Genomic DNA, 24,101 nt, shown 5'->3' with positions numbered 1-24,101 from the left:
CCTATGAAACTTTTCCACGGCGATATTACCCCAACGCAAGTCAGCATCTACGAAGATGAGCAACACCACATCCTAAAAGTCCTCCGTATGCGCGAGGGCTCCACGCTCCACATTACCGATGGTAAGGGACAATTGGCGACTGGGAAACTCTATATAGAAGGCAAAAAAGCAATGATAGAAGTAGAGGAATTACAAACCGACCTGCCATCGTTTTCACCAAAATTACACATTGGCATTGCGCCCACCAAAAACATCGATAGAACGGAATTTTTTGTTGAAAAAGCTACGGAAATGGGCGTTTCGGAAATTTCATTCCTCCTGACGGAACAATCTGAACGAAAGCACCTCAACATCGATAAAATAAGGAAAAAAGCCATCGCTGCCTCTAAGCAAAGTTTGAGGTTCCACTTCCCTATTATCAACGAAATGCAAAAATTAACGGATTTTATCAAAAATATCACGCCTGAAAATACCTACATCGCCCATTGTGATACACATTTTGAGCGGGTGTCCATTCATCAAATTCCGCCGCAAGAGCATTGCACTTTCCTTATCGGTCCCGAAGGCGATTTTAGTCCTAATGAGATCCAACTCCTCTCTGAGATGAACATCAAAGCGGTACAATTGGGCAACCAGCGGCTGAGAACGGAAACTGCGGGCATCTTTGTCGCGGCGTGGAACTACCTTCGCTTATAATTCTTTTACAAAATTATCCGTTCTAAAACACGCCCAGTGCTGGAATTGGCGGTAAAAAATATGGTATGGGAAGAACAAAAATACAAGCCCCAACTTCATTGATTTTAAATCTGCGATGATAAAATATTTCGTGTAAAAATGAAACGAAAGCAAAAATATCAATGTAAAAGTAAGATACTTCCTACTGAACGCCCCTAAAAAACATAACGATTGCAATATAATCCCGACCACAGTTAATAGAATCCAAAATCCCTCGTAGCTGTAGAGCGTGAGCATCCATTCTGGCAAAGGCTGGTCTATCATATAATAGTTGTACCAAGAATTCACTTTGGCGGCGTTGGTGTCTATCCAAGAGAGTTCTGGCGTATTGAGCACCTCGTGTTTCACTACCGAAAGTAATTTCCACATCCCCGCCAAACTATAAGTGGTCAACAAGCCCAAATTGAGATATTGCACATTCCGATAATCCCGAGGCGATAAGCGGTTGGGCAACAAAAATAAAGAGAGGAAATAATACAATATCAAAAGATGATTGGTGTGCCGCATCCCATTATAACCTGCATTCACCACGCCCACAAGGGAAACCAACACCAAAACTAAAATATTAAGATACATCCGCTGTCTAAAAAAACTGACCACCAAACACCCCAAAAGCGCCAAACACAACGCGTAATAATAAGAATATGAAGGCATTGTAGGCACGGCTAAATGTTGCAGCCACACGCTCGGTGTGTAGAATTCTGCAGGTCTCTGTGCATTAATGTTGAAAATCTGTATCTGTTCCCACAGCCAATACAGCGTGAAAATCCTCATCATAAAATAGGAAACCTGATAATTAAAAACCGTTTGATATTTATAATCTTTCATTTTTCAGCGTGATGATGATTCGTTTTTTAATTTCCGTAGGCGTTTGGTCAGCCTTCAAGTGGTGTGGATTAAAAGTTTCTTCCACCAAAAGATAGCGCTCATACTGAGGCGCCGTTGCCTTCAAAAGTTTTTTAAGTTTTTCCTCGTTAGCGGTGGGGTTAATACCTGCATCTATTTGGCTGCCCCAGCGGTTGATAAAGGAAAATTGGTCGTTGCCATCATACAGCGGCGTATCTTGATATTGAAGTCGGAGGGTGTCTGTGCCACGGATGCCGTAGATTTTATAAAAACGCTCTTCCATAGCGGCGCCAGAAGGCTTAGTAAACAACTTCCAAAAGTAAAATGGATAAATCTCCGAGCCGCCATTAGAAGCCAAAACATAGGAAAACGCCGACAGCGTGAGGCTGACCCAAAATAAAATCGGAGTATATTTTTTCATCATTCGGTGCTGAGTTTTTGTTTTAAAATCGCTGCGCCACTTCTAGCAGAATTGGTCGCCCACCTGATTTTAAGCGCCCATTTCTTCTCTTCTGATAGGCGGTAGTTGAGGGTTGATTTTAAGAGTTTCTGTTTCAGCTCATACATACAAATGGCTGCCGCCACGGAAACATTAAAACTGTTGGTAAAACCATACATCGGAATGGCTAAAGTCTCGTCTGCCATCTCCAAAAGTTCATCAGAAGCGCCCTCCCACTCCGTGCCGAATACCAATGCAATAGGTTCTTTCAGTTCATAATCTGGCAACATAATGGCATCGCGCTCTGGGGATACTGCTACAATTTTATATCCGCGCTGCCGAATTTGCTCCAACGAGGTTTTATTCCGTGGCATTTTCTCCACTTCCACCCAAGTATCGGCGCCTTTGGTTACGCTAAGGTTGGGTTCAAAAAGATTTTCTTGCTCCAGTGCCACTACTTTATGAAAGCCGCACGCCTCCACACTTCGGATGATGGCAGCCGCATTTCGGTATTGGTACACATCTTCCAAAACAGGTAATATAAAGTCTGAACTTCCCTCTGCATAGTGGTTGATTTTCTCCAAACGCTCTGGAGTGATAAATGCCGACATATACTCAAAAATGTGGGCTAAATCTTTTTCGGTTTTCATATTTGCAAAGGTAAATAAATCCTACAAAAAAGCCTAAACGCGTGGTTTAGGCTTTCAAGTTTAGAGGACATCTCTAATTTCTTCAGTTTTTTGGAAGGTAGCCTTGGCAAAAGGACACAGCGGAATGATTTTAACGCCTTCTTTCCTTGCGAAATCTACGGCTTGCAGCACCAATTCTTTACCGAAACCCTTGCCATTATAGGCTTCCGAAATTTCGGTGTGGTCTATGATGAATTTATCCGCTCCTGCCCAAGTGTAGGTCATCAGTCCTGCGGGATGGCCATCAAAGAAAATTTCAAACTGTCCGTTTTTTTCGTTGTTGGTTTGTTTAAATGAAATCATTGTTTTTAAATTTAGAGGTTACACCAATTCTGCTTCTACAGCAATCTCGCTTGTTAAAATTTTCTGCACAGGGCAAGCGTGTGCCGCCTTCATGAGTGTGGCTTTTTGGTCTTCATCTAAGTTACCGTGGAGGGTAATGTATTTTTTAAATAACGCGTGACCTTCGGCGGTTTTGTCTTCAAAGACTACTTTTACCTCTACCTCATCTAATGCCCACTCTCTGCGGTCTGCAAAGATTTTAACCGTGGCAGCCGTGCAAGCCGATAGCGAGGAAGCCAAGAGTTCATAAGGGTTAAAACCTTTTTCTTGCCCACCTTTTGCGATAGGCTCATCTGCGATAATTTGATTTTTACCCGCTGAAATATTCATCAGGTATTTTTCTGTTCCTAACTGGGTTTTTACTTCTGTACTCATTTTAAGTAGTTTATAAGCCATTATTTTTTATTCATTTCATAGCTGAGTGCCCCTGATGGACATTGGGCTATTTGGTTTTTAAGTTCCTCCGTGGTGGCGTTTTCTATTGTAATCCAAGGCTTTTCTTTCGGGTGATACACCTTAGGCAGTGTGCGCACACAAACGCCAGAATGGGTACATTTAGCAGGCTCCCAAATGATGGTAAGCTCGCCGTTGGTATAAGTTTTAGTTGTTGACATTTTACTTTGTTTTTAATGGTTTTTCTATGCAAAGATACGGTAGAAAAATCCAAAACGCCTTATCCTAAGATAAGAACTCAAGGCTCTCCCATCTTCAGCGGTGGTTTTATCAAGATTAATGCCCACTCTTGCCACTATGGTGTGGCGCTAACTACTTCGTACAAGTGTTTTTAAGTTCTATAGGGTTTTCAAAATGTGCCAAGCGCGCTTTCTCTTTTTTATCGTAGTTTTCTTTAACCTCTCGGTCGGCTACACTTTTGCCCTCAATCACATAAGTCAGGTTTTCGGAATTGAGATTTTCTAAAATCATAGAGGGTTGCTGATGGTATTTTTTCCAAAAAGCTTCCCATTGTTTTGGGGTAAGTTCATCTTTTTTGCGCATAAAATTCCGTTGGCTGATGTCGGTTGATTCTTTGGTGATGGCTTTGATCTCAAAAGCATAATCTCCTGTGGCATCTTCTATTTTTAAAATAAGACCTGGCAGCCCATAAAATTTGTATGACCCATCATAAATCGGGATTTCTGGCGTATAGAAGGCTGTCCAATCTCTACCGCCAAACTGTGTCGTAGCTTTCTGAACGCTATAGCCCATGATGTTCTCTGGCGTGGCTTCCTTCTCCAAATTCCAATGTATGGCACACGGATAAGTGGTTTCAAAAACGCTCGCAAACGCCTTGTCTTCCACTTTTATTTTCTTGTTGGCAATATCTTTCGTAATAATAGCGCTGAAAATGGGTTCACGACCACCATTAGGAATCATCAAATCGCCACCTGTATTCTTTTTAAAATATTCGGTGATGACTTTGGTAGCTGTGGAATCTTGGTGAAATCTATTGTATTGCAAAAAATCAGAAGGTGCGTTCTCGTGGGTCAGAAGGACAAACAACTCTTTTTGATATTCACTGGCAGTTTTGGTGGGCTTCCACTTCATTTCATAAGTGATTTTGTAGTCTTGTGCGAAAGACATTCCAAAACTAAGGCATAACGCTACAACGGCGAGGACTAATTTTGCTTTCATAATACTATGGTTTTTATTGATGATTGATTAAGATTTCACTCTAAGCGATAACGCTCATCATTTTCTTTTTTAACTGAAAATCAGCATTATCTCTACAAATATAAACATTTTTTTGATCTGCCTTATTTTTTTCAAATTCATTTTTCAATTCAAAATAAGTCCATAAAAAAAGCCACCGCAAAAATTACGATGGCTTAGATGATTTTACTTCATCATGTTTTACTTATTATAAAGTTCTAAAACTTGGTTAAGGCGTTCCACTTGTCCATTGAGCGAAGCGCTATTAGGGTTCTTTTTGAGTGCCTCCATCTTTTTAGCGATGCCATCTTTCAGCATTTGGACAATCATCATTTTCACTTGCGGATTGTCTGGCATCTGGGATTTCGCTTGGGTGAGCACCTTAGCAATGCGCTCCGTAGCCTTGGCATCATCGGAAGTCATAATCCAATTGAAGCCCTCCTCCGCTACCGTGCCCAACTCTGGATTTTGGAACTTCAAAAATGGGTAAAATGCCACAATAGAACCGATGTAAGGGCGTTGTTTCTCCACCTTGTTTTTAACAATAACGGGCAGCAACTCCATCACAAGATCTTCCGAAGCCCCCGATAAATCCACTTGGTCAGCCAAAGTTTTGATGCGCTCTGGGTCGGTCTGCGCAATCGCTGCCAGCGTACTGGCTTTTACAGCGTTAGACGGCGAATTGATGCTCTTCTCATAAATCGGAAGGTATTTTTTGTTTTTCGTTTTAGATAATGCGATAATAGCGGCGGCTTTCACCAGCGTTTTATCATCGTTTTGGGCAAGTCTCTCCACCTCGCTGGCGTAGAGTTTAGCCTCTGCAGCATTGGCGAGGTCTAACGCATTGAGCGCCTGAATACGAATGCGGAAAAATGGATCTTTAAGAGCTGCCAATAACAATTTCTGCGCTGTAACATTGTCTTTGTGTTTCTCGGCGTCTTCTACCGCTAAAGCTCGGCTTTTGTAGGCGGCACCAGCTTTGGTGTATTGGAGGTAATATTGCTCTGGTGTTTTGCTGTCCGTTACTTGTGCCAATAGCACGCCATCTGGGTCTATGTTAATCAAGTCTGGGTTTTTACCGACATTAAAGCTGAAGTTATTTTTGGCTTTGGCATCTACCCAAACCGTTTTGCGGGTTACATTCTTGCCCTCGTGGAGGTCTATAGCCAATGGAAATTGGAAATATTTAGACTGCGTTTGCGCAATACTCACGGTCACTTGCTTCTTCACAGGCTCATAGCTGTAAGAGATGTTGAGCTGCGGGTTGCCATTATCAAAATACCATTGATTGAAGAACCAATTGAGATCTTTGCCCGATACTTTTTCAAAAGAAAGTCGGAGTTGGTGGGCTTCCCCAGTGCCATACGCATTGGTTTTTAAATAATCCTGAATCCCCGCGAAAAAGGCATCATCGCCTAAATAATTTCTCAACATATGGAGGATGCTGCCGCCTTTATTATAAGACACCAAATCAAACATATCCTCTCGGCTGGCGTAGTCAAAGCGCACCAAATCTTTATTAAAATCAAACGAACTATGGATATAATGCCCTCTGTTGTTCGCCATATGGTAGTCGGCGGCATCTTTGCCATATTTATATTCCTCCCAAAGGTACTCGGAGTAGTTGGCAAAACTTTCATTAACGGTAAGGTTGCTCCAGCTTTCGGCGGTCACTAAATCTCCAAACCAATGGTGGAACAGTTCGTGAGCGATGGTAGACTCCCAGCGGTTTTCATCAATGAGGTCGCCCGCTTTCTGTTGTGCGCCTTCGCCATGGATAACGGCAGTTGTGTTCTCCATCGCACCGCTCACATAATCTCTACCCACCAACTGAGAATATTTAACCCAAGGATAGTCTACACCCACTTTCTTAGAGAAAAACTCCATCATCTCTGGGGTATTGCCGAAAATTTGTTGTGCCACATCTGCATAATCTTTTTCCACATAATAATCTACGGGAATGTTGCGCCAATGGTCTTTAATCACGGCATAGTCCCCCACGCCCATAAAGAAAAGGTAAGGCGCATGCTTTTGCTCCATCACCCAATGGTCTGTGCGGAGGTTGCCTTGCTTCGTTGAGTTTTTAAGCACGCCGTTAGAAAGCGTTACAAACCGATCTGGCACCGTCATCTCAATTTCTTGCGTGGTCTTTTGGTTGGGTTTGTCGATGGTTGGGAACCACACAGAGTTAGACTCGGTTTCGCCTTGGGTCCATATTTGGGTGGGTTTATCAGGGTCTTTACCTTGAGCATTGATGAAATACAAGCCCTTGGCATCGGTAATGGCAGCGCTGCCCTTCGCCTTCACCTCGTTGGGGCGAGCGGTGTATTTGATGTAAACCGTATAATCTTGGTTCTTTTGATAGGTTTTGCCTAAATTGATGTTCAACAAATCATCTTGATAGGTATATTTTAATGGGGCGCGCTTGCCTTGAATATCCATTGCCACTTCGTGGATGAGCATTGCTTTGGCATTCAGCACGAGGGAATCCGTAGGGTAAAAATAAGGGTTGGCGGTAAGCCATTCTTCGCCGTTCATTTGCTCTTTGTCAAAATCAAAACTTACGCGGAGCTTGGTGTGTTTGAGCTCCGTAGTTTTGGTGTGTGCAGCACGGTAAAGGGGTACTCTTCCCGAAGTTTCGGTCTGCGCCAATGCCTGTTGGCTGGTCAGTAAAACGCCTAATGCCAAGGCGGAAATTAAAAGTTTCTTCATAATCTATGGTTTGTTATTTTAAGATTTAACGGTAATGACCTCTTGGGCAATGCCGTTCATTTGCTCTAATTGTTCTATTTTTTAATGTTTTTGTTCTTATTTTAACCCTATTAGACTGTTATCTTAGACCTCTGGGCTATAAATTTTACCCCTATCCCGCTTGTTCTATACCGCAACAGGCGCTTTGATGCCTGGATAAGGATCATAATTCTCTAATTTAAAGTCTTCAAAAGTGAAGTCAAAGAGGTCTTTAACCTCTGGGTTGAGGCTCATTTTCGGCAACGGTTTCGGGGTTCTGGCGAGTTGCTTTTGAACTTGTTCAAAGTGGTTGTTGTAAATATGGACATCGCCAAAGGAATGGACATAATCCCCCACCTGCAAGCCACAAACCTGTGCCACCATCATAGTGAGAAGAGCATAACTGGCAATGTTGAACGGCACGCCTAAAAAGACATCAGCGCTGCGCTGGTAGAGCTGTAGCGAGAGTTTGCCATCGGCAACATAGAACTGGAACATAGCGTGGCACGGCGCTAATGCCATATTGGGAATCTCGGCGGCATTCCACGCTGAAACGATGAGGCGGCGGCTGTCTGGGTTGGTTTTAATCTGCTGTACCACTTCCGAAATTTGGTCTATTACTTGGTTATCTGCGCCTTTCCAACTGCGCCACTGTGCGCCATACACGGGACCGAGGTCGCCATTTTCATCTGCCCATTCATCCCAAATGCTCACGCCATTTTCCTTAAGATAACGGATGTTGGTATCGCCCCTGAGGAACCAAAGCAATTCATAAATAATGGATTTTAGGTGCACCTTTTTTGTGGTTACCAACGGGAAGCCCTCGGCAAGGTTATAGCGGAGTTGGTAGCCAAAAATGCTGCGCGTGCCCGTACCTGTGCGGTCGGTTTTATCCGTGCCATGGTCTAAAATATGCTGGAGGAGGTCTAAATAATTCTGCATAGGATCTGTCTTTTTTAACGCTCAAACTTACAATTTTTTTCTCAAACAAAGCTTCTTCAAATCAAAAAAAGCCCCACATCCGAAGATGCGAGGCTCATCAAAAAACTATGATTATGAAAACTTATTTTTTGATAATTTTCTGAGAAACAGCTTGTCCGTTGACTTCTGCGGCTACCACATAGAAACCTTTTGGTAATGCAGAAACATTAAGCGCTTCTCCATCGTTTACGCTGGCAGTTTTTACCACTTGCCCATTAGCGTTGTAGATTTTCACATTAGCCTTAGCACCAAAAAGAATTTGGTTTTCTACTACGGTGTTTTTAACGATATTATTGATTTTAGCATCTGTTTCAATAACAGCTAAATCTGATTTTTTTACTAAAGAAAAGTTGTCATAACTTACAGTTCCCCCTTTATAAGCTCTTACAGCTAAATCTAGAGATGCCACTTCTGCAGGTGCTGTAAACTCAACTTCATGCTTAGTCCAATTTTCAACCACAGGTAAATAATCATTTTTGGTTCTTAATGGATCTTCTGTTGCATTGTTTTTATCTCCAGCTAAATAAATAACTTCTCCGTCTTTATCTCTAAAAACAGACCATAACCGTACAAGTCTAGTTTTGCCTGATTCCGTTGATTTTGCCTTATAATAGAATGTAAGAACATATTTTTCACCTGCATTTACTGGTATATTCTGATAAAAACCTGTTGTTTTTGTTAGATTCTCATACTTCACATACTTATTACCATCTTGGGCTCCTCCTTCTACTACTACTGGCTCTGTATAATTAGTAGAGGTTTTTGCCCATCCTCCTGTAAAACCACTTTCAAAAGATGGATTTTGAACTAAGTTTTGCGCACTTACTGTTGCAACCATCGCTGTGGCGGCTAATAAAGAATAAAATTTTTTCATAAGATTTTCATTTTAAAATTTAACTTAATTTTGCTGCGCCAAAGTTATAAAGTTTTTAGTAATGCACAAAATTTTAATTCTATGATTTATATTAAGTTTTGTTAATTCTGCGTTATATAAGATTGGTCAAGTGTTATGAAGCGTTTTAAACTCGTTTTTATGTGGTGTTTGCTGTGTTCTGTACTTTCTCAAGGGCAGATTTTTGTGTGGCAGAACCCCAATCTAAAAGACAGCCTAAAACGCGATAGCCTCTTGGCAGCCAAACTGGAACGCGAAGTCTTTCAGCGGGATACCCTCAACTTCATCAAAAACCAACACCGTTACACCGAGGAAGTCAAAATCAGCGCGCCTACACGACATTTTTTAGAGAATATAGACACCCAAGGCTCCATTATTAGGGGGATAAGCTTTGGCAACGCCCAAGGTTCCGCCGTGCAGAGTTCTATGGATTTGCAAATTTCAGGACGGCTAAGTCCCGATATTTCTATTTTAGCCAGCATCTCTGACCACAACCTCCCCATACAAGCCGATGGCTACACGCAGACTTTGGAGGAGTTTGATAAGGTCTATATTCAGTTAGGCATTAAACAACACACCACAATAAAAGCAGGACATCTGGATCTTAACGATGATCAAACTTACTTCGGGAAATACCAACGCCGCAGCCTCGGTTTAGCGCTCAATACGCAATGGGGCAACGAGAACAAAACCACGCTCCACCTATCGGGCGGCGTGGCACGGAGTGAATTCCACAGAATGAGGTTCCAAGGGCGAGAAGGCAACCAAGGCCCCTACCGACTGTTGGGTAAAAATGGCGAGGTTTTTATTACCATTATCTCTGGTTCTGAGCAAGTTTTCATCGATGGTGTTCTCCTTAAACGAGGCGAAAATTTAGACTACACCATCAATTATAATACAGGGGAGATCACTTTTACCTCGTTTAGACCCATTTACAGCCAGAATTTCATTACCGTATCTTACAACTACACCAACCGAAACTACACACGATTTTTAGCCACTGGTGGTATAGAGCACCAGCGCGAACGCCTAAAATTAGGCTTAGATTGGTTTTTAGAAAGCGATAATAAAAATGCGCCCCTCGCCTTAGATTTAAGCGATGCCGACCGAAAAATTTTAGCCCAAGCGGGCGGGCGACAAGACCTAATGTTTGCTCCTTCTGGCGTGGTTACCTCTTATGATGTGAACAAAATTCTCTATCGGAAAATCAGCACGGCTTCTGGCGATTATTATGAATTTTCTACCGATGAAACCGAAACGCTCTACACCGTAACTTTCACTTATTCAGGCACTGGTAAAGGCGATTATGAACTCAAACAAACCACCAATAATGGGCGTGTGTTTCAGTATGTGGGCGCCCACCGCGGCGATTATTCAGCGCTGCGAAAACTGCCTGCACCGCAGAAAACGCAAGTTCTCTCCACCCACGCAGAATACGCACTCCCAGAGGGCAAAATAGCCGCCGATGTTTCAATGAGTTGGTACAATGCCAACCTCTTTTCTCCCACCGTAGGGCAGCGCGGTTATGCCACTCGCATTATGGCGGAAAAGACTTTTAGAAAGGGCAACTGGAGCGGTAAGCCTTCGTTAGAATTTCAGCATATCAACGCTAATTTTCATATTTTAGATAGAATCAATAATGTGGAATTTGCACGAGATTTTAACCTCAGCCAAGAGTTCAACCAAAGAACACAAAACCGACTGATTTTCAGTTTTGATAATGATTGGGCGCAGGGTTCGTTTCTACATTATCAACTCAACCTCCTTAACGAGCAAGGCACCTACCAAGGTCTTAAAAATGATTTGGATTTTAAATGGCTTAAAAATCAATGGAAAGCCCAGGGGCATTTGTCGTTACTCCGCTCGCAGTCGCCAGTAGAGAACACACGATTTCTAAAAAGCGGCGTGGAGCTCATCTATAAAGGTAAAAAAGGATTTTGGTCCGCTGGCGCCGAAACGGAACATAATGAAAAACACCTGAACGCCCAAAATCTCTTAGATACCAGTAGTTTTTCTTGGCGAGAAGTGTTCATCAAAAAAGAGCTAAAAACCGATAAAAAAGCGTGGCTCTCCGCAAAAGTTTATTGGCGAGAAAACGATTCTGTACAAGTAAACCAACTGACCCATAAAAATCAGATTTTAGGCATCGTTTCGGAGAATGAATGGATAAAAACGGAGCGCACTACGCTCAACACGCAGTTCCATTACCGCAAAATTTTCCCGAAAGATGGAGCGCAGGGCAATCAAGATTTTTTGGTGGGGAATGTTGTTTATCATCAACAATGGTTTCAAAATGGAATGCGCCTGCAAGCCTTCTATGAATTGGGCAACGGGCAAGAGGCGCAGCGTGAATTTCAGTACCTAAAAGTGAACGATGGGCAAGGCATCTACAAATGGACGGATTACAACGGCGATGGCATCCAACAAATCGACGAATTTGAAATTGCTGAATATGCCGATTTAGCCCAATACATCAGGGTTTATACCAACACGATTAAATACCTGCCCTCCAACAAAAATAAATTGCAATTGGCAGTTTTCCTCAACCCTTCCGTGATGTTTAATTCCGAAAATCCATTCTTAAAACGCTGGAATTTCAACCTTTCATTCCTCTCAGAAAATGCCTATTACAAACAAGATAAAGCCTTGGTTTGGAATCCTTTTGAGCGCCAACTTAACCAGATTTTAAAACAGCAAAACCTCTTAGCCACCGCCCAGTTTTTACCGAACGCCACTTCGGGGTGGAATACCTCGTATCGGTTGATTTTAAACCATCATATTCTGAAAGCCAATTTTAGCCAAGAAGAAAAACAGCAACACACCCATTTTATCAATTTAGGGTATAAAATTTCGCCAGCGCTAAGGGCAGATTGGGAAAATCAATGGCAACAAATCCAAAACCACTCAGAGTTATTTTCATCAAGAGATTATCAACTGAATGAATGGTCTACGCGCCCCAAACTGACCTACCAACTCACCGATGCTCTACAAGCTGAAGCCTCTTCTGCCCTCACCCATAAGCAAAGAACCGATGGCATAGAGCGGCTGAAAGCCTTAGAATGGACAGGGAGCCTGCAATGGGAACACCGTAACACCGCACTAAGAGGTAGTTTTTCCTTTATCAACAATGATTTTTCGGGGCAGAGTTTCAGCATCGTGGGCAACCAAATGCTCAATGGGCTAAAAGCTGGAAAAAACCAAGTATGGAGCGTTTTTTGGCAACAAGCCATCAATTCTTTCCTCCGCCTCAACCTCAGTTACGAAGGGCGAAATTCTGGGCAACGCACCATCCACACAGGGAGCGTGCAAGTAAAAGCGAGTTTTTAAACTTATAAAAACCAGACTTAAAACTGAGCCATTTTCAATTGAAAATCAATGAGATAAAACCCTATTTAGGAGAATAAATTTTCCGAACGCTGCCGCTTTTATTATTGCTACAAATTTTGTATTTTTGCATATTTAAAATTTGAGTATGGTAAAAATTACTCTTCCTGACGGAAGCATCAAAGCGTTTGAGCAAGCGGTGACGCCCATAGAAGTGGCGAAATCTATTAGCGAAGGATTGGCAAGAAACACCATTTCTGCCGTTGTGAATGGGAAACAAGTGGAAGTCACCACGCCCATTACCACAGATGCCACGCTGCAGTTGCTCACTTGGAATGATGAACTTGGTAAAAAAGCATTCTGGCACTCCTCGGCTCACCTATTGGCGCAGGCGATTTTATTCTATTATCCTAACGCCAAACTGACCATAGGACCTGCCATTGAGCACGGCTTCTATTATGATGTTGACTTTGGTGATGAGAGTCTATCCGAAAAAGATTTTGAAAAGATAGAGAAAAAAATGTTGGAAAACGCGAAGAAAAACGCCACTTTCAACCTTTATCCAGTTTCCAAAGCTGATGCTCTAAAAGAATACGCCGACAATCCTTATAAAACAGAACTGATTGAAAACCTGAACGATGGCGAAATCACTTTCTGTACCCACGATGATTTTACAGACCTTTGTAGAGGAGGGCACATTCCATCTACAGGGCTCGTTAAAGCGGTAAAAATCCTCAACGCTGCAGGTGCCTATTGGCGTGGCGATGAGAAAAATCCGCAGCTGACCAGAGTGTATGGCATCTCTTTCCCTAAACAAAAGGAGCTCACCGAATATTTAGAGCGGTTAGAAGAGGCTAAACGCCGCGACCACAGAAAGTTAGGTAAAGAATTAGGGCTCTTCACTTTCTCTGAAAAAGTAGGTGCTGGCTTGCCATTATGGCTACCTAAAGGAACGGCTTTAAGAAAAAAATTAGAAAACTTCTTGACCGATGCACAGAAAAAAGGCGGCTACGAATTTGTGATGACGCCACACATCGGGAATATAGAACTTTATAAAACTTCGGGGCATTACGAAAAATATGGCGCCGATAGCTTCCAACCGATAAAAACCCCTCACGAGGGCGAAGAGTTTTTATTAAAACCAATGAACTGCCCTCACCATTGCGAAATATACAAATCTCATCAATGGTCTTATAAAGATTTACCAAAGCGTTATGCAGAATTTGGCACCGTTTATCGCTATGAGCAAAGTGGCGAGCTCCACGGGCTGACCCGCGTGCGTGGCTTTACCCAAGATGATGCCCACTTATTCTGTACACCAGACCAGCTTTTAGAAGAGTTTGAAAAGGTGATAGACTTGGTGCTTTATGTATTCCAATCTTTAGGATTTGAAGATTTTGTAGCGCAGATTTCCCTAAGAGACAAGGAAAACCAAGCCAAGTACATCGGTACTGAAGAGAATTGGGAAAAGGCGGAAAATGCCATCATCACCGCTGCCAAAAACAAAGGGCTAAATACGGTCATTGAGTATGGAGAAGCCGCTTTCTACGGTCCTAAATTGGATTTTATGGTGAAAGATGCCTTGGGCAGAAGTTGGCAATTGGGAACCATACAAGTGGATTACAACTTGCCAGAGCGTTTTGACCTTACTTATATAGGTAGTGATAATGAGAAGCATAGACCTATTATGATCCACCGTGCGCCATTCGGTTCTATGGAGCGTTTCATCGCGATTTTAATAGAAAATACCGCTGGCGACTTCCCACTTTGGCTCAGTCCAGACCAATATATCTTATTGCCAATTAGTGAAAAATATACAAATTATGCCAAAAAAGTTTCACAATTGTTAGAAAATCACGATATTTGCGGACTGATAGATGAGCGTAACGAGAAAACAGGTAAAAAAATCCGTGATGCGGAAATCAATAAAATACCGTTTATGCTCATTGTAGGCGAGAATGAAGAAGGTCATGGCACCGTTTCTGTAAGAAGACGCGGCGAGGGTGATTTAGGAGAAATGAGTATAGAAGCCTTTGTAGAGCTTTTTAAGAAGGAAGCTCAGGTCATAAAAAAATAAAAGTTTAATTTTAAAAACATACAGCCATAGCAATTAGAAAGAAAAATAACAGGAGTGTACCGCGTCGTCAGCAAGAAGACGCGCATATGATTAACGATAAAATCCGTGCTAAAGAGTTACGCCTTGTAGGAGAGAACATAGAACAGGGGGTTTATCCTTTGGCTAAAGCTAAGGAACTTGCCGCTGAGCAAGAGTTAGACCTCGTGGTTATTTCTGACAAAGCAGAGCCTTATGTGGCTCGTATTATGGATTATAAAAAATTCCTCTACGAGCAGAAAAAGAAACAAAAAGAACTGAAAGCCAAGCAAGTAAAAGTGGTGGTAAAAGAGATCCGCTTTGGACCTCAAACCGATGACCACGACTACGAGTTCAAGAAAAAACACGCTGAAAAATTCTTGGAAGAAGGTTCTAAACTTAAAACTTATGTGTTCTTTAAAGGGCGCTCTATTGTCTTCAAAGACCAAGGCGAAATTCTCCTCTTAAAGTTAGCACAAGATTTAGAGCATGTGGGCAAAGTAGACCAACTGCCTAAATTAGAAGGCAAGCGGATGATCATGATGATGAGTCCAAAGAAAACTAAATAAATTGATGATGAAATGTAGATTACTTTTTTTACTCTGTTTAGGATTTTATAGTGTGGTTTTTTCCCAGTATATGAGTGGGGTAATTACCTATAATAATGGGAGTAAAAAGAAAGGTTACTTGCAACACCCTCAAGAGATTTCAAGAAAAAACACCATTATGTTTAAGGCTGATCTTGAGAAATCTACTAAAAAAGAAAAAATAAATTTAGACGATGTAAAAAAACTCACCTATTTAATGGATGATGGGGAGTCTATGGACTTTGTATCCATTCCTTATAAAAAGAGGAATATTGAGGCTTATAAACATTATCTTGGTAAGAGCAAGGTTAAGGTTTACGCCCAATTGGAAGAGACTGATGTCAACTCTTTTGCAACGGGTTCTGGTATGTCACGAATGACCATAACAAACCCAGCTACCTCTTCTACAATTTATTACTTTTAATGGAATAATGAAGCCTGCAACTTTAGTAGCAGTCAAGAACAAAATCCATGCGGGATTGGTCATAGATTTAAGCAAAAAAGCCAATGGGAAAAGGATTGTTAAGTTTTTCGTTGAGCGCTGCCCACAGATGAAGGATGCTTTTGAAAAGGGCGAATTAAAATTTGTAGATACTCCTACCCCTTTTATTGAGTTTTTTAACAAACATTGTAAATAAAAATATTGATAACAAAATATAAAAAGCAAAAAAATGCCAAAATTAAAAACGAAATCAGGTGCTAAGAAGCGTTTTGCTCTTACCGGAACAGGTAAAATCAAAAGAAAAAATGCTTACAAAAGCCACATCTTAACAAAGAAGGAAACTAAGCAAAAGAGAAATCTTACGCAAACTTCTTATGTTACTAATGTGGATGAAAAAAGCGTTCTTAAGCAATTAGCCATTAAGTAGTTTTTATAAATCTATATTCGGTTTATAAGAATTCAACAATTCATTAACAAAAAGTTTAACCCTGAAACGGTGCCCCTAAGAGAGGCTAAAACCTCCGCCCTTTTCAAAAAAAACAAATTATTAAATTATGCCAAGATCAGTTAATTCTGTAGCGTCTCGTGCACGCAGAAAAAAAGTAATGAAGCAAGCCAAAGGTTTCTTCGGTAGAAGAAAAAATGTTTGGACTGTTGCTAAAAACGCCGTGGAAAAAGCAATGCAATATGCTTACCGCGGTAGAAAAGAGAAGAAAAGGAATTTCAGAAGCCTCTGGATTACGCGTATTAACGCTGGATGCAGAACCCACGGAATGTCTTACTCTCAGTTTATGGGAGCTCTTAAAAAGAACAACATTGAACTCAACAGAAAAGTTTTAGCAGACCTTGCGATGAACCACCCTGAAGCGTTCAAAGCTGTTATCGATCAAGTAAAATAAATGTATAATTTTTTTGTTATCAATAGAAAAAGCTGCTTTTTTAAAGTGGCTTTTTTATTTGCTCCAATGTTTTTTTTATAGTAATTTTAGATTTTTAAAACTTAAATATCTTATGAATATGAAAAATATCGTAGTTATTGGCGCTGGCACAATGGGGAACGGCATTGCCCATACCTTTGCACAAAGCGGTTTTGATGTAAAATTGGTAGATATTTCCAACGAAGCCTTAGACAGAGGGCTGGCTACCATTGAGAAAAATTTAGATCGTATGCTCGCCAAAGAGCGCATCACTGCCGAGCAGAAAGCAGAAACGCTCAACCACATTAGCCCAACCACCCAACTGGAAGAAGCCGTAAAAACTGCCGACCTTGTGGTGGAAGCAGCCACCGAAAATAAAGACCTTAAACTCAATATTTTCAAACAAATCGATGCGCACGCACCTAAGCATTGCATCTTAGCCACCAATACCTCCTCTATTTCTATCACGCAGATTGCTGCGGTAACGCAACGCCCAGAGCAGGTGATTGGTATGCACTTTATGAATCCTGTGCCGATTATGAAACTGGTGGAAATCATCAAAGGTTATTCCACCTCTGCAGCCACTTTTGAGACCATCTATCAGCTTTCCAAAATTCTCGGCAAAGTGCCTGTGGAAGTGAACGACTACCCTGGCTTTGTAGCCAACCGTATCCTAATGCCGATGATTAACGAAGCCATAGAAACCCTCTACAACCAAGTAGCAGGCGTGGAGGAAATAGATACCGTGATGAAATTGGGAATGGCACACCCTATGGGGCCTTTACAGTTGGCAGATTTCATCGGTTTAGATGTTTGCTTGGCGATACTCCATGTGATGTATGACGGCTTCAAAAACCCGAAATATGCCCCTTGCCCACTCTTAGTAAATATGGTAACCGCAGGGAAATTAGGCGTAAAATCTGGCGAAGGTTTCTACGACTATACCGAAACAAAGAAAGCAGAAAAAGTAGCAGCAATGTTTTCTAAAAAATAAATCCACGGATAGAAAATAATTTCTTACCTTTGTCGGTAGAACGGCATAATTAAAAATCAAACAAAATGAAATTACCAAAATTTTTATTAGCAGACAATACGGATTTTCCAGAAGATTTATTCGTAGTGCACACCGAGTACCCGAGATTTATCCTCAATGTAGAAGAGGAAGAAGTAGAATGGTTAGATGATTTAGAAGGTGATAATGAGGAAACCATCGCTGATGAGGCTACTAAAGCTGTAGAGGCTGCCTTTAAATGGTGTGATGAAGAATTAGAAAAATACGATGACGAAGATTTAGACTAAATCTCAGCCCATCTTAATTCAAAAAAAACCGCTATCATTAATGATAGCGGTTTTTCTATTCAACTTTTTTCTCTTATTTTCTCGTGAATTTCATCAACAGAAGCTGATTTTTATACAACTCCAAAGTTTTGCCATCACTCACATATTGGTTGGCTTCTTCTAACATTTTTAAGAAATTTTGCTCCACCTGCATTTCCTTACACGCCATCCGTGTTACTCCGATGTTCTTTGCAGAAAATGCCCCAGATTGTTCATCTAAAGTTACCTGAGAGAAGTAATTATTGCAGCCTGCATTACCAGAAATTCTGCCTTCCTCTATCTTTAAAATCGGTGTACGGCTACTGCCCACCTTTTCGCCAGAAAGCTCCCACTCTGTATTATTAAGCATTGTTTGAGATTTTCCTAATTTAGAATTAACACCAGAAATCGCCCCACAAGACACCAAAACAATGCCTAAAATGAGCCCTAAAAGTATTTTTTTCATTTGATTTAATTTTTAAAAGTTATCCTCTTTTGGTATTTTAAGAACGCAACTCTGCGCCAAATTCTTTTTCAAAAATACCAATAATTTTATTCATCACAGCGGTAATTTCTTGCTCCTCCAAAGTTTTCTCTTCGCTGAGAAGTTCAAACCTTAGCGCATACGATTTTTTACCCGCTGGGAGATTTTTACCTTGATACACATCAAACAACTCAACACCTTGTAAATAAGGCAATTGCTTACTATTTACCGCTTCATAAAGCTCGGCATAAGTGGTATTTTGGTCTATCAAAAGGGCTAAATCTCGCTTAATTTTATTGAATTTAGGAATATCATTAAACTTAAATTCTCCTTTTTGTCTCAGCTCTTGAGCCGTTTCCAACTCTATTTCAGCATAAAAAGCCTCTTGCTGCATATCTACATCTTTAAGCAATTCCGGTGCCACTTTTCCTAATCTGGCAATGGTCTTGCCTTTTGAAACGATTTCTATCGCATCAGAAAAACGGTGGTCTTCCAACGGTTTCTCTTTGAGTTTGATGTTTAATTTTGACAATAAAAGCGATACAAAAGCCTTCAAATGATAAAAATCTGAACTTGATTTTTGAACCAACCAATTCTCACCCTCGTGTCTTCCTGAAATCAATAACGCCAATTGCTTGCGCTCTTGGTATTGCTCAAAATGGTGGTATATTTTCCCAAATTCAAAGAATTTGATGTCGGCATTTTTTCTATTGATATTGTAAACAGCATTCTGCAAAAGCCCTTCCAATAGGGATTTTCTCATAAACGCTAAATCACCACTAAGCGGATTAAGGAGCTTAACGGCATTAGTTTCATCTTTCACCAAAGTGAGGGAATTATTCATCACCTCGTGGAAGCCTTGTCCTTGCAAAAGCCCTGCCCAAGCACTTTCCAAAGCATCTTGATGGTCTACATCCAAATGCACGGGCGTAAACGATATTTTAGTCGGGCTTTCCACTTTATTATAGCCATAGATGCGGAGAATTTCCTCTATCACATCTATTTCTCGGGTCACATCTGCTCGGTAAGTAGGCACCGAAAGCTCCAAACCATCTGGAATTTCATTTAAAATCTCTATTTCCAAAGATTTAAGGATTTTCTTAATGGTTTCTCTATGGATTTTAATGCCTAAAATTTGGTCTAATTTAGAGTATCTAAACACCACATAATGCGGATTGATTTTTTCAGGATAGACCTCTATCAAATCTCCCACCAACTGGGCTTCCGCTAAATCTTGAAGCAAGACAATCGCTTTGGTAATCGCGGTTCTCACCATATTGACATCTACACCTCTTTCAAAGCGGAACGAGGCATCGGTATTCAGTCCGTGGGCTTTTGCAGCCTTCCGAACCGCCACTGGATCAAAGTAGGCGCTTTCCAAAAATACCGTGGTGGTTTGTTCGGTTACGCCAGAATCTGCGCCTCCCAGCACCCCAGCGATGCACATTGGATTTTGGTTGCCATCTTTGATGATCGTTTCCGTGCCGTTGAGTTTGCGCTCTACCCCATCTAAAGTGGTAAACGGCGTGCCCTCTGGACAAGTCCCCACGATAACCTTGCGCCCTGAGATTTTATCCGCATCAAAGGCGTGAAGCGGCTGCCCCAAGCCGTGCAAAATATAGTTGGTAATATCCACCACATTGTTGATCGGGTTAAGTCCAATGGCTTTTAAACGCTCTTGCAACCATTTAGGCGAAGGCTTTACTTTTACATTTTCCAAAATGGCACCAATATACCTTGGGCAACGCTCGGCATCTTCTACTTCTACCGAAAAATGCGCCTCGCCTTCGGGTTGGAAGATCTCTGAGTTGACTTTTTCAAACTCCACCGAAGTCAGGTTGGCTACGGATAAAAAGGCACTTAAATCCCGAGCCACGCCATAGTGAGACATCGCATCGGTACGGTTGGGGGTTAATCCGATTTCGTAAACCTCATCTTGGGTCAAGTCAAAATAATTTGCAAAAGGCTGCCCAATTTCGTAGGTTTCATCTAAAACCATAATGCCCTCGTGGCTATTGCCCAGCCCCAATTCGTCTTCGGCACAAATCATCCCTTCGGAGACTTCGCCACGGATTTTGGCTTTCTTGATTTCAAAAAAACCGCCATCTTTATCATAAATTTTGGTTCCTACTACCGCCACAGGCACGCGCTGACCTTCTGCCACATTGGGTGCGCCGCAAACGATATTCAGTAGTTGCTCACCACCGACATCTACGGTTGTTTTTTTGAGTTTATCCGCATTGGGGTGCTTTTCGCAAGATATGACTTTCCCTACCACGATGCCTTCTAAGCTGCCTTTTACGCTTTCAAAAGTCTCTACGCCCTCTACTTCTAAACCGATATCGGTCAGGTAAGTGCTTATTTTTTCGGTATTTAGGTCTGTTTTTATAAAATCTTTTAACCAATTATTGGAAATTTTCATCTATCGTTTATTTTCTTATCGTAGATTAGAATGCTACCGTTTTTTTGATAGCGTATTTGTTATTTTTTCTATGTAAAACAAAATTTGAGATTTGCTTGGATATCAAACCTCAAATTTTATATTTCAATCGTATTACTCATTAAATACCAATGACAGGCATAGACAGCATTAGGATATGCTCGCTTTCGTCTAAGCCATCGGCAGGTTCTAATATCCCTGGTCTGTTGGCTTGTGAGAGCCTCATCACCACATCATCAGACACCAACACGGCTAACATTTCCGTAAGGAATTTTGAGCTAAAACCGATGTTGATATCTTCGCCTTTGTAGTCGCAAGGAATCTGCATATCGGCTTTGTTGGCATACTCTGTGTCTTCGGCGTGAAGGTGAAGAATATTTCCTGACAGCTTGAAGCGCACTTGGTTGGTGGATTTATTAGATAAAATGGAAGCCCTTCTAATGGAACTCAACAATAAGTTTCGGTTCACGGTAAGAATGTTAGGGCTTTCTTGAGGGATTACCGCATTATAATTCGGGTATTTGCCATCAATCAATCTACAAATCCAAGTGTGTTTACCGAAAGTGAACTTCGCCATATTTTCGCTGAAATCAATGGTTACCTCCTCCTCGCTATTGGATAAGATATTTTTAAAGATGGCGAGTGGTTTTTTAGGCATAATGAATTCAATCGGCTCATCGTGCTTGATGTCTTTTCTATTGTAAACCACGAGTCTATGCGAATCTGTCGCTACAAAGTTGGCTTCATTTTCTTTAAATTGGAAGAGCACCCCCGTCATCACTGGGCGTAGGGTATCACTACTTGTGGCAAAAAGAGTGTTCACCAAGGCTTCGGCTAAAACCCCAGAAGGCATTTTAACGCTCTGCGAGGCATCAAATTCTGGCATTTCTGGATAGTCCTCAGCGTTGTCTAACGCCACTTCATAGTTATCTTTATCATCTAAAATTTCTAAAAGCCTGCCAGCCTCATTGCTGGATTCTTTAACCACAAAGGTCAGCGGTTGCTCTCCAAAGGTTTTGATTAAATCTTGGAAAGTCTTCGCGGGAACGGCTATTTTACCGTGGTCTTCAGACATCACTTCTACGGAAGTAATCAGTGTGGTTTCTCCATCTGAAGAGGTTATTTTAAGCTCTGGTCCATTCAATTCAAACAAATAGTTCTCTAAAATAGGACGCGACTGCGAGTTGGAAATAACGCCACTAACCACTTGTAGTGCTTTCTGCAATTCGCTACTTGCTACGATAAATTTCATATATAAAATTATTTGAGATACAAATATAAGAATTTAACATCAATCTCATCTTATTTTGTTCTCTTTTTATTTATTTTTTAACTAAAAATCACTCGCTAACACGATTTTTTGCCTTATTTAATGGTATAACTCACTCCAATGTGGAACCAACGCTTCGGCATAGGCACTGTGACTTCCATATAGTCTGTATTGGTGATGTTATTAACCAAAAGATAAAGGTTATAAGCCTCCTGATGGAAAGATAATTTGGCATCTAACAAGTTATAACTGCCCAAATTAACCCGCTCTGAATAACGGTACACCCACTCATTAGAAAGGTTTTTAGTGAAATTGATATTCACTTTCCCAATCAATTGATGTTTTAAATTCTCTAAGGCGTATTTTGACAATAGATTTTGAGCATTTTTATACTCATTATCAAGGTAAGTATAGCTCACTTGACACTTCAGCCACGGTGCAACTTGCTGATTCAATGACACTTCTACCCCTTTGGTTTTAATATCGCCAATGTTCTGCACATTCCATAAATCATTAGGATTTTGCTTAACCCAATCTATCGCATCAGATGAGTGCTTCATAAATCCACTGAGTTTGAAACTCGCTGTTTTGCCACTGAAAAGATAGCCCACCTCTGATGAAATGGCACTTTCTGGCTTCAAGTCTGGATTGCCTTGATCCGTACCACTGACGTAATACAAATCGGTAAAAGTTGGGATGCGGTGCACCTTAGCAACACCACCATAAATTTTGTGCTGTGGTGTAATCTGATACCCCACATTTAACCCTGGATAGAAGAAATTGCCCTCCTTGCCATAATTCGCCCAAGAAATTCCTGGTGACACCTGCAATTTGTTTTGAATAAAAGAAAAATGATGCTCAAAAAACAACTGCGTAACCAAGCGCTCTCTATCGCCCATACTGTTGGCAGGCTTGTTGTTATAGCTTACAAAAAATTCCTTTCTCAGCTCTACGCCCAGCCCTGTGGTTCCTAAATCTGACTGATAGCTGGCATTCACCTCGCCACCAATATTATTGCCGATGTGATGGTTGCGGTAAATTTCTGGTTTCTCTCTAAACAACAAATATTCATCTTGCCCTCTGCGCCAGTAAGTATTGGCATTAAGCCCCCAAGCGCCCAACTTTTGCTGATACGCCACACTCACGATAGAAGCTTGCGTTTCCTCATATTGATCTTCAAATTTACTGTTGGCATAAAAACCATTGGCACCAAATTTCTTTTCCGAAAACCCAGCTTGAAATTTGATGGCACCATCTTTAATATTGAACTGGTTTTGATAAAAAACTTGATTGATTTTCGCATCGGTATTATAGCGATACCCCTCGGTGGAGAAGGTGTTGGCTTGGAATAGATGCGATTGTTTTTCATTGCCATATCTGGCGGTCAAACCTAAATCATAGGTAGAAAAATCGCCGCCTTCGGCTTTTACAGTAATCTCTTTACCGATTTTAGTTTTCGTAACAATGTTGATGACTCCCGCATAAGCATTCTGTCCAAAACGGCTTGCTGCAGGGCCTTTAACCACTTCTATACGCTCTATAGAGGCTAAATCTACAGGGAAATTCATATTGTTATGTCCCGTTTGGGAGTCGTTCATTCTAATCCCGTTGATGAGTACCAAAACTTGGTCAAAAGAGCCTCCGCGGATAGAAACATCACTCTGCACCCCATTGGCACCACGGCGACGGATGTCCATCCCTGCCACTTCTTGCAGAAGTTCATCAATGCTACGTGCCGGCGATTGCTGGATCTCTTTCTGCGTGATGATTTCTATATTCTCATTCACTTTCTTATAAGGTAAATCTAAAAATTTACCTGTGATGATAACCTCATCTATTGGTTTTTCTTGTGGTTGTGTTTGTGCTGAAAGTCCACTATAAATGCCCAACAGCACGATGCTTAAAATGCATTTTTTCATAAAAT

The 24,101-nt window shown here is 41.2% G+C and carries 24 protein-coding genes; 10 read left to right on the top strand and 14 right to left on the bottom strand.

What is annotated here, in order from left to right:
- Window positions 1-3 precede the first annotated feature (3 nt).
- Window positions 4-696 carry an RsmE family RNA methyltransferase gene (locus NYR17_RS04545; protein ID WP_302506869.1) on the top strand — a complete coding sequence of 231 codons (693 nt, stop codon included), beginning with the start codon at window positions 4-6 and terminating at the stop codon, window positions 694-696.
- Here NYR17_RS04545 and NYR17_RS04540 read toward each other — a convergent pair.
- From NYR17_RS04540 to NYR17_RS04495, 10 genes are all read right to left on the bottom strand, one after another.
- Window positions 691-1,563 (bottom strand): hypothetical protein, encoded by an 873-nt coding sequence (locus NYR17_RS04540; protein ID WP_302506867.1) that lies wholly within the window; start codon window positions 1,561-1,563, stop codon window positions 691-693. The genes NYR17_RS04545 and NYR17_RS04540 overlap by 6 nt on opposite strands.
- The gene (locus NYR17_RS04535; protein WP_302506864.1) at window positions 1,550-2,005 is read right to left on the bottom strand and encodes a hypothetical protein; all 456 of its coding nucleotides are present in this window, start codon (window positions 2,003-2,005) and stop codon (window positions 1,550-1,552) included. Before NYR17_RS04535 ends, NYR17_RS04540 begins: the two co-directional genes overlap by 14 nt.
- Window positions 2,002-2,670 (bottom strand): TrmH family RNA methyltransferase, encoded by a 669-nt coding sequence (locus tag NYR17_RS04530; protein WP_302506862.1) that lies wholly within the window; start codon window positions 2,668-2,670, stop codon window positions 2,002-2,004. The genes NYR17_RS04535 and NYR17_RS04530 overlap by 4 nt, the downstream gene beginning before the upstream one ends.
- A 60-nt stretch (window positions 2,671-2,730) precedes the next feature.
- Window positions 2,731-3,012, bottom strand: coding sequence for a GNAT family N-acetyltransferase (locus NYR17_RS04525; protein WP_302506860.1), 282 nt, complete (start codon window positions 3,010-3,012; stop codon window positions 2,731-2,733).
- An 18-nt stretch (window positions 3,013-3,030) separates the two neighbouring features.
- Window positions 3,031-3,426 carry an OsmC family protein gene (locus tag NYR17_RS04520; protein ID WP_302506858.1) on the bottom strand — a complete coding sequence of 132 codons (396 nt, stop codon included), beginning with the start codon at window positions 3,424-3,426 and terminating at the stop codon, window positions 3,031-3,033.
- A gap of 20 nt (window positions 3,427-3,446) precedes the next feature.
- A complete protein-coding gene (locus NYR17_RS04515; RefSeq protein WP_302506856.1) occupies window positions 3,447-3,665 on the bottom strand; it encodes a (4Fe-4S)-binding protein in 219 nt (72 codons plus the stop codon).
- Window positions 3,666-3,816: 151 nt separating this feature from the next.
- Window positions 3,817-4,683 carry a GLPGLI family protein gene (locus NYR17_RS04510; RefSeq protein ID WP_302506854.1) on the bottom strand — a complete coding sequence of 289 codons (867 nt, stop codon included), beginning with the start codon at window positions 4,681-4,683 and terminating at the stop codon, window positions 3,817-3,819.
- 219 nt (window positions 4,684-4,902) lie between these two features.
- The gene (locus NYR17_RS04505) at window positions 4,903-7,413 is read right to left on the bottom strand and encodes a M1 family metallopeptidase (protein ID WP_302506852.1); all 2,511 of its coding nucleotides are present in this window, start codon (window positions 7,411-7,413) and stop codon (window positions 4,903-4,905) included.
- A gap of 165 nt (window positions 7,414-7,578) precedes the next feature.
- On the bottom strand, window positions 7,579-8,373 hold the full coding sequence (locus NYR17_RS04500) for a thymidylate synthase (protein WP_302506850.1): 795 nt from the start codon (window positions 8,371-8,373) through the stop codon (window positions 7,579-7,581).
- Window positions 8,374-8,494: 121 nt separating this feature from the next.
- Window positions 8,495-9,286 carry a T9SS type A sorting domain-containing protein gene (locus tag NYR17_RS04495; protein ID WP_302506848.1) on the bottom strand — a complete coding sequence of 264 codons (792 nt, stop codon included), beginning with the start codon at window positions 9,284-9,286 and terminating at the stop codon, window positions 8,495-8,497.
- Between the two features lie 135 nt (window positions 9,287-9,421).
- Here NYR17_RS04495 and NYR17_RS04490 point away from each other — a divergent pair, with 135 nt between their 5' ends.
- The 9 genes from NYR17_RS04490 to NYR17_RS04450 all read left to right on the top strand — a co-directional run bounded on the left by NYR17_RS04490 (window position 9,422) and on the right by NYR17_RS04450 (window position 17,965).
- Window positions 9,422-12,631 (top strand): hypothetical protein, encoded by a 3,210-nt coding sequence (locus NYR17_RS04490; RefSeq protein WP_302506846.1) that lies wholly within the window; start codon window positions 9,422-9,424, stop codon window positions 12,629-12,631.
- A gap of 145 nt (window positions 12,632-12,776) precedes the next feature.
- Entirely contained in the window at window positions 12,777-14,705 is a 1,929-nt protein-coding gene (thrS, locus tag NYR17_RS04485) for a threonine--tRNA ligase (protein ID WP_302506844.1), read from the top strand.
- 86 nt (window positions 14,706-14,791) lie between these two features.
- Window positions 14,792-15,289, top strand: coding sequence for a translation initiation factor IF-3 (infC, locus tag NYR17_RS04480; RefSeq protein ID WP_302506843.1), 498 nt, complete (start codon window positions 14,792-14,794; stop codon window positions 15,287-15,289).
- A gap of 4 nt (window positions 15,290-15,293) precedes the next feature.
- Window positions 15,294-15,731, top strand: a complete 438-nt coding sequence (locus NYR17_RS04475; protein WP_302506841.1) for a hypothetical protein — start codon at window positions 15,294-15,296, stop codon at window positions 15,729-15,731.
- A gap of 7 nt (window positions 15,732-15,738) precedes the next feature.
- Window positions 15,739-15,945: a hypothetical protein gene (locus NYR17_RS04470; RefSeq protein WP_302506840.1), complete on the top strand. Its 207-nt coding sequence runs from the start codon at window positions 15,739-15,741 to the stop codon at window positions 15,943-15,945.
- A 33-nt stretch (window positions 15,946-15,978) separates the two neighbouring features.
- The gene (gene rpmI, locus NYR17_RS04465) at window positions 15,979-16,176 is read left to right on the top strand and encodes a 50S ribosomal protein L35 (protein WP_302506838.1); all 198 of its coding nucleotides are present in this window, start codon (window positions 15,979-15,981) and stop codon (window positions 16,174-16,176) included.
- 127 nt (window positions 16,177-16,303) lie between these two features.
- The gene (gene rplT / locus NYR17_RS04460) at window positions 16,304-16,648 is read left to right on the top strand and encodes a 50S ribosomal protein L20 (RefSeq protein ID WP_302506835.1); all 345 of its coding nucleotides are present in this window, start codon (window positions 16,304-16,306) and stop codon (window positions 16,646-16,648) included.
- A 118-nt stretch (window positions 16,649-16,766) separates the two neighbouring features.
- Window positions 16,767-17,660: a 3-hydroxyacyl-CoA dehydrogenase family protein gene (locus tag NYR17_RS04455; protein WP_302506833.1), complete on the top strand. Its 894-nt coding sequence runs from the start codon at window positions 16,767-16,769 to the stop codon at window positions 17,658-17,660.
- A gap of 65 nt (window positions 17,661-17,725) precedes the next feature.
- On the top strand, window positions 17,726-17,965 hold the full coding sequence (locus NYR17_RS04450; protein WP_302506832.1) for a hypothetical protein: 240 nt from the start codon (window positions 17,726-17,728) through the stop codon (window positions 17,963-17,965).
- A 73-nt stretch (window positions 17,966-18,038) separates the two neighbouring features.
- Here NYR17_RS04450 and NYR17_RS04445 read toward each other — a convergent pair whose 3' ends face one another.
- The 4 genes from NYR17_RS04445 to NYR17_RS04430 all read right to left on the bottom strand — a co-directional run bounded on the left by NYR17_RS04445 (window position 18,039) and on the right by NYR17_RS04430 (window position 24,096).
- The gene (locus tag NYR17_RS04445) at window positions 18,039-18,449 is read right to left on the bottom strand and encodes an META domain-containing protein (protein WP_302506830.1); all 411 of its coding nucleotides are present in this window, start codon (window positions 18,447-18,449) and stop codon (window positions 18,039-18,041) included.
- A gap of 37 nt (window positions 18,450-18,486) precedes the next feature.
- Complete coding sequence (gene pheT / locus NYR17_RS04440; RefSeq protein WP_302506828.1) at window positions 18,487-20,889, bottom strand: phenylalanine--tRNA ligase subunit beta; 2,403 nt, start codon at window positions 20,887-20,889, stop codon at window positions 18,487-18,489.
- Window positions 20,890-21,028: 139 nt separating this feature from the next.
- A complete protein-coding gene (gene dnaN, locus NYR17_RS04435) occupies window positions 21,029-22,159 on the bottom strand; it encodes a DNA polymerase III subunit beta (RefSeq protein WP_302506827.1) in 1,131 nt (376 codons plus the stop codon).
- 113 nt (window positions 22,160-22,272) lie between these two features.
- Window positions 22,273-24,096: a TonB-dependent receptor plug domain-containing protein gene (locus NYR17_RS04430; protein WP_302506826.1), complete on the bottom strand. Its 1,824-nt coding sequence runs from the start codon at window positions 24,094-24,096 to the stop codon at window positions 22,273-22,275.
- Window positions 24,097-24,101: the final 5 nt, after the last annotated feature.

The sequence above is a fragment of the Riemerella columbina genome, assembly GCF_030517065.1.
Classification (GTDB): Bacteria; Bacteroidota; Bacteroidia; order Flavobacteriales; family Weeksellaceae; genus Riemerella; species Riemerella columbina_A.
This window is presented reverse-complemented; position numbering and strand designations above follow the sequence as displayed.

What these genes read in the sequence shown, in the direction of transcription:
- NYR17_RS04535 (WP_302506864.1), bottom strand. Translation starts at nt 2,005, where the DNA reads ATGATGAAAAAATATACTCCGATTTTATTTTGGGTCAGCCTCACGCTG.
- NYR17_RS04495 (WP_302506848.1), bottom strand. Translation starts at nt 9,286, where the DNA reads ATGAAAAAATTTTATTCTTTATTAGCCGCCACAGCGATGGTTGCAACA.
- NYR17_RS04500 (WP_302506850.1), bottom strand. Translation starts at nt 8,373, where the DNA reads ATGCAGAATTATTTAGACCTCCTCCAGCATATTTTAGACCATGGCACG.
- NYR17_RS04445 (WP_302506830.1), bottom strand. Translation starts at nt 18,449, where the DNA reads ATGAAAAAAATACTTTTAGGGCTCATTTTAGGCATTGTTTTGGTGTCT.
- NYR17_RS04505 (WP_302506852.1), bottom strand. Translation starts at nt 7,413, where the DNA reads ATGAAGAAACTTTTAATTTCCGCCTTGGCATTAGGCGTTTTACTGACC.
- rpmI (WP_302506838.1), top strand. Translation starts at nt 15,979, where the DNA reads ATGCCAAAATTAAAAACGAAATCAGGTGCTAAGAAGCGTTTTGCTCTT.
- NYR17_RS04545 (WP_302506869.1), top strand. Translation starts at nt 4, where the DNA reads ATGAAACTTTTCCACGGCGATATTACCCCAACGCAAGTCAGCATCTAC.
- NYR17_RS04525 (WP_302506860.1), bottom strand. Translation starts at nt 3,012, where the DNA reads ATGATTTCATTTAAACAAACCAACAACGAAAAAAACGGACAGTTTGAA.
- NYR17_RS04470 (WP_302506840.1), top strand. Translation starts at nt 15,739, where the DNA reads ATGAAGCCTGCAACTTTAGTAGCAGTCAAGAACAAAATCCATGCGGGA.
- dnaN (WP_302506827.1), bottom strand. Translation starts at nt 22,159, where the DNA reads ATGAAATTTATCGTAGCAAGTAGCGAATTGCAGAAAGCACTACAAGTG.
- NYR17_RS04430 (WP_302506826.1), bottom strand. Translation starts at nt 24,096, where the DNA reads ATGAAAAAATGCATTTTAAGCATCGTGCTGTTGGGCATTTATAGTGGA.
- NYR17_RS04455 (WP_302506833.1), top strand. Translation starts at nt 16,767, where the DNA reads ATGAAAAATATCGTAGTTATTGGCGCTGGCACAATGGGGAACGGCATT.
- NYR17_RS04530 (WP_302506862.1), bottom strand. Translation starts at nt 2,670, where the DNA reads ATGAAAACCGAAAAAGATTTAGCCCACATTTTTGAGTATATGTCGGCA.
- NYR17_RS04450 (WP_302506832.1), top strand. Translation starts at nt 17,726, where the DNA reads ATGAAATTACCAAAATTTTTATTAGCAGACAATACGGATTTTCCAGAA.
- rplT (WP_302506835.1), top strand. Translation starts at nt 16,304, where the DNA reads ATGCCAAGATCAGTTAATTCTGTAGCGTCTCGTGCACGCAGAAAAAAA.
- infC (WP_302506843.1), top strand. Translation starts at nt 14,792, where the DNA reads ATGATTAACGATAAAATCCGTGCTAAAGAGTTACGCCTTGTAGGAGAG.
- NYR17_RS04515 (WP_302506856.1), bottom strand. Translation starts at nt 3,665, where the DNA reads ATGTCAACAACTAAAACTTATACCAACGGCGAGCTTACCATCATTTGG.
- NYR17_RS04540 (WP_302506867.1), bottom strand. Translation starts at nt 1,563, where the DNA reads ATGAAAGATTATAAATATCAAACGGTTTTTAATTATCAGGTTTCCTAT.
- NYR17_RS04490 (WP_302506846.1), top strand. Translation starts at nt 9,422, where the DNA reads ATGAAGCGTTTTAAACTCGTTTTTATGTGGTGTTTGCTGTGTTCTGTA.
- thrS (WP_302506844.1), top strand. Translation starts at nt 12,777, where the DNA reads ATGGTAAAAATTACTCTTCCTGACGGAAGCATCAAAGCGTTTGAGCAA.
- NYR17_RS04520 (WP_302506858.1), bottom strand. Translation starts at nt 3,426, where the DNA reads ATGAGTACAGAAGTAAAAACCCAGTTAGGAACAGAAAAATACCTGATG.
- NYR17_RS04510 (WP_302506854.1), bottom strand. Translation starts at nt 4,683, where the DNA reads ATGAAAGCAAAATTAGTCCTCGCCGTTGTAGCGTTATGCCTTAGTTTT.
- NYR17_RS04475 (WP_302506841.1), top strand. Translation starts at nt 15,294, where the DNA reads ATGATGAAATGTAGATTACTTTTTTTACTCTGTTTAGGATTTTATAGT.
- pheT (WP_302506828.1), bottom strand. Translation starts at nt 20,889, where the DNA reads ATGAAAATTTCCAATAATTGGTTAAAAGATTTTATAAAAACAGACCTA.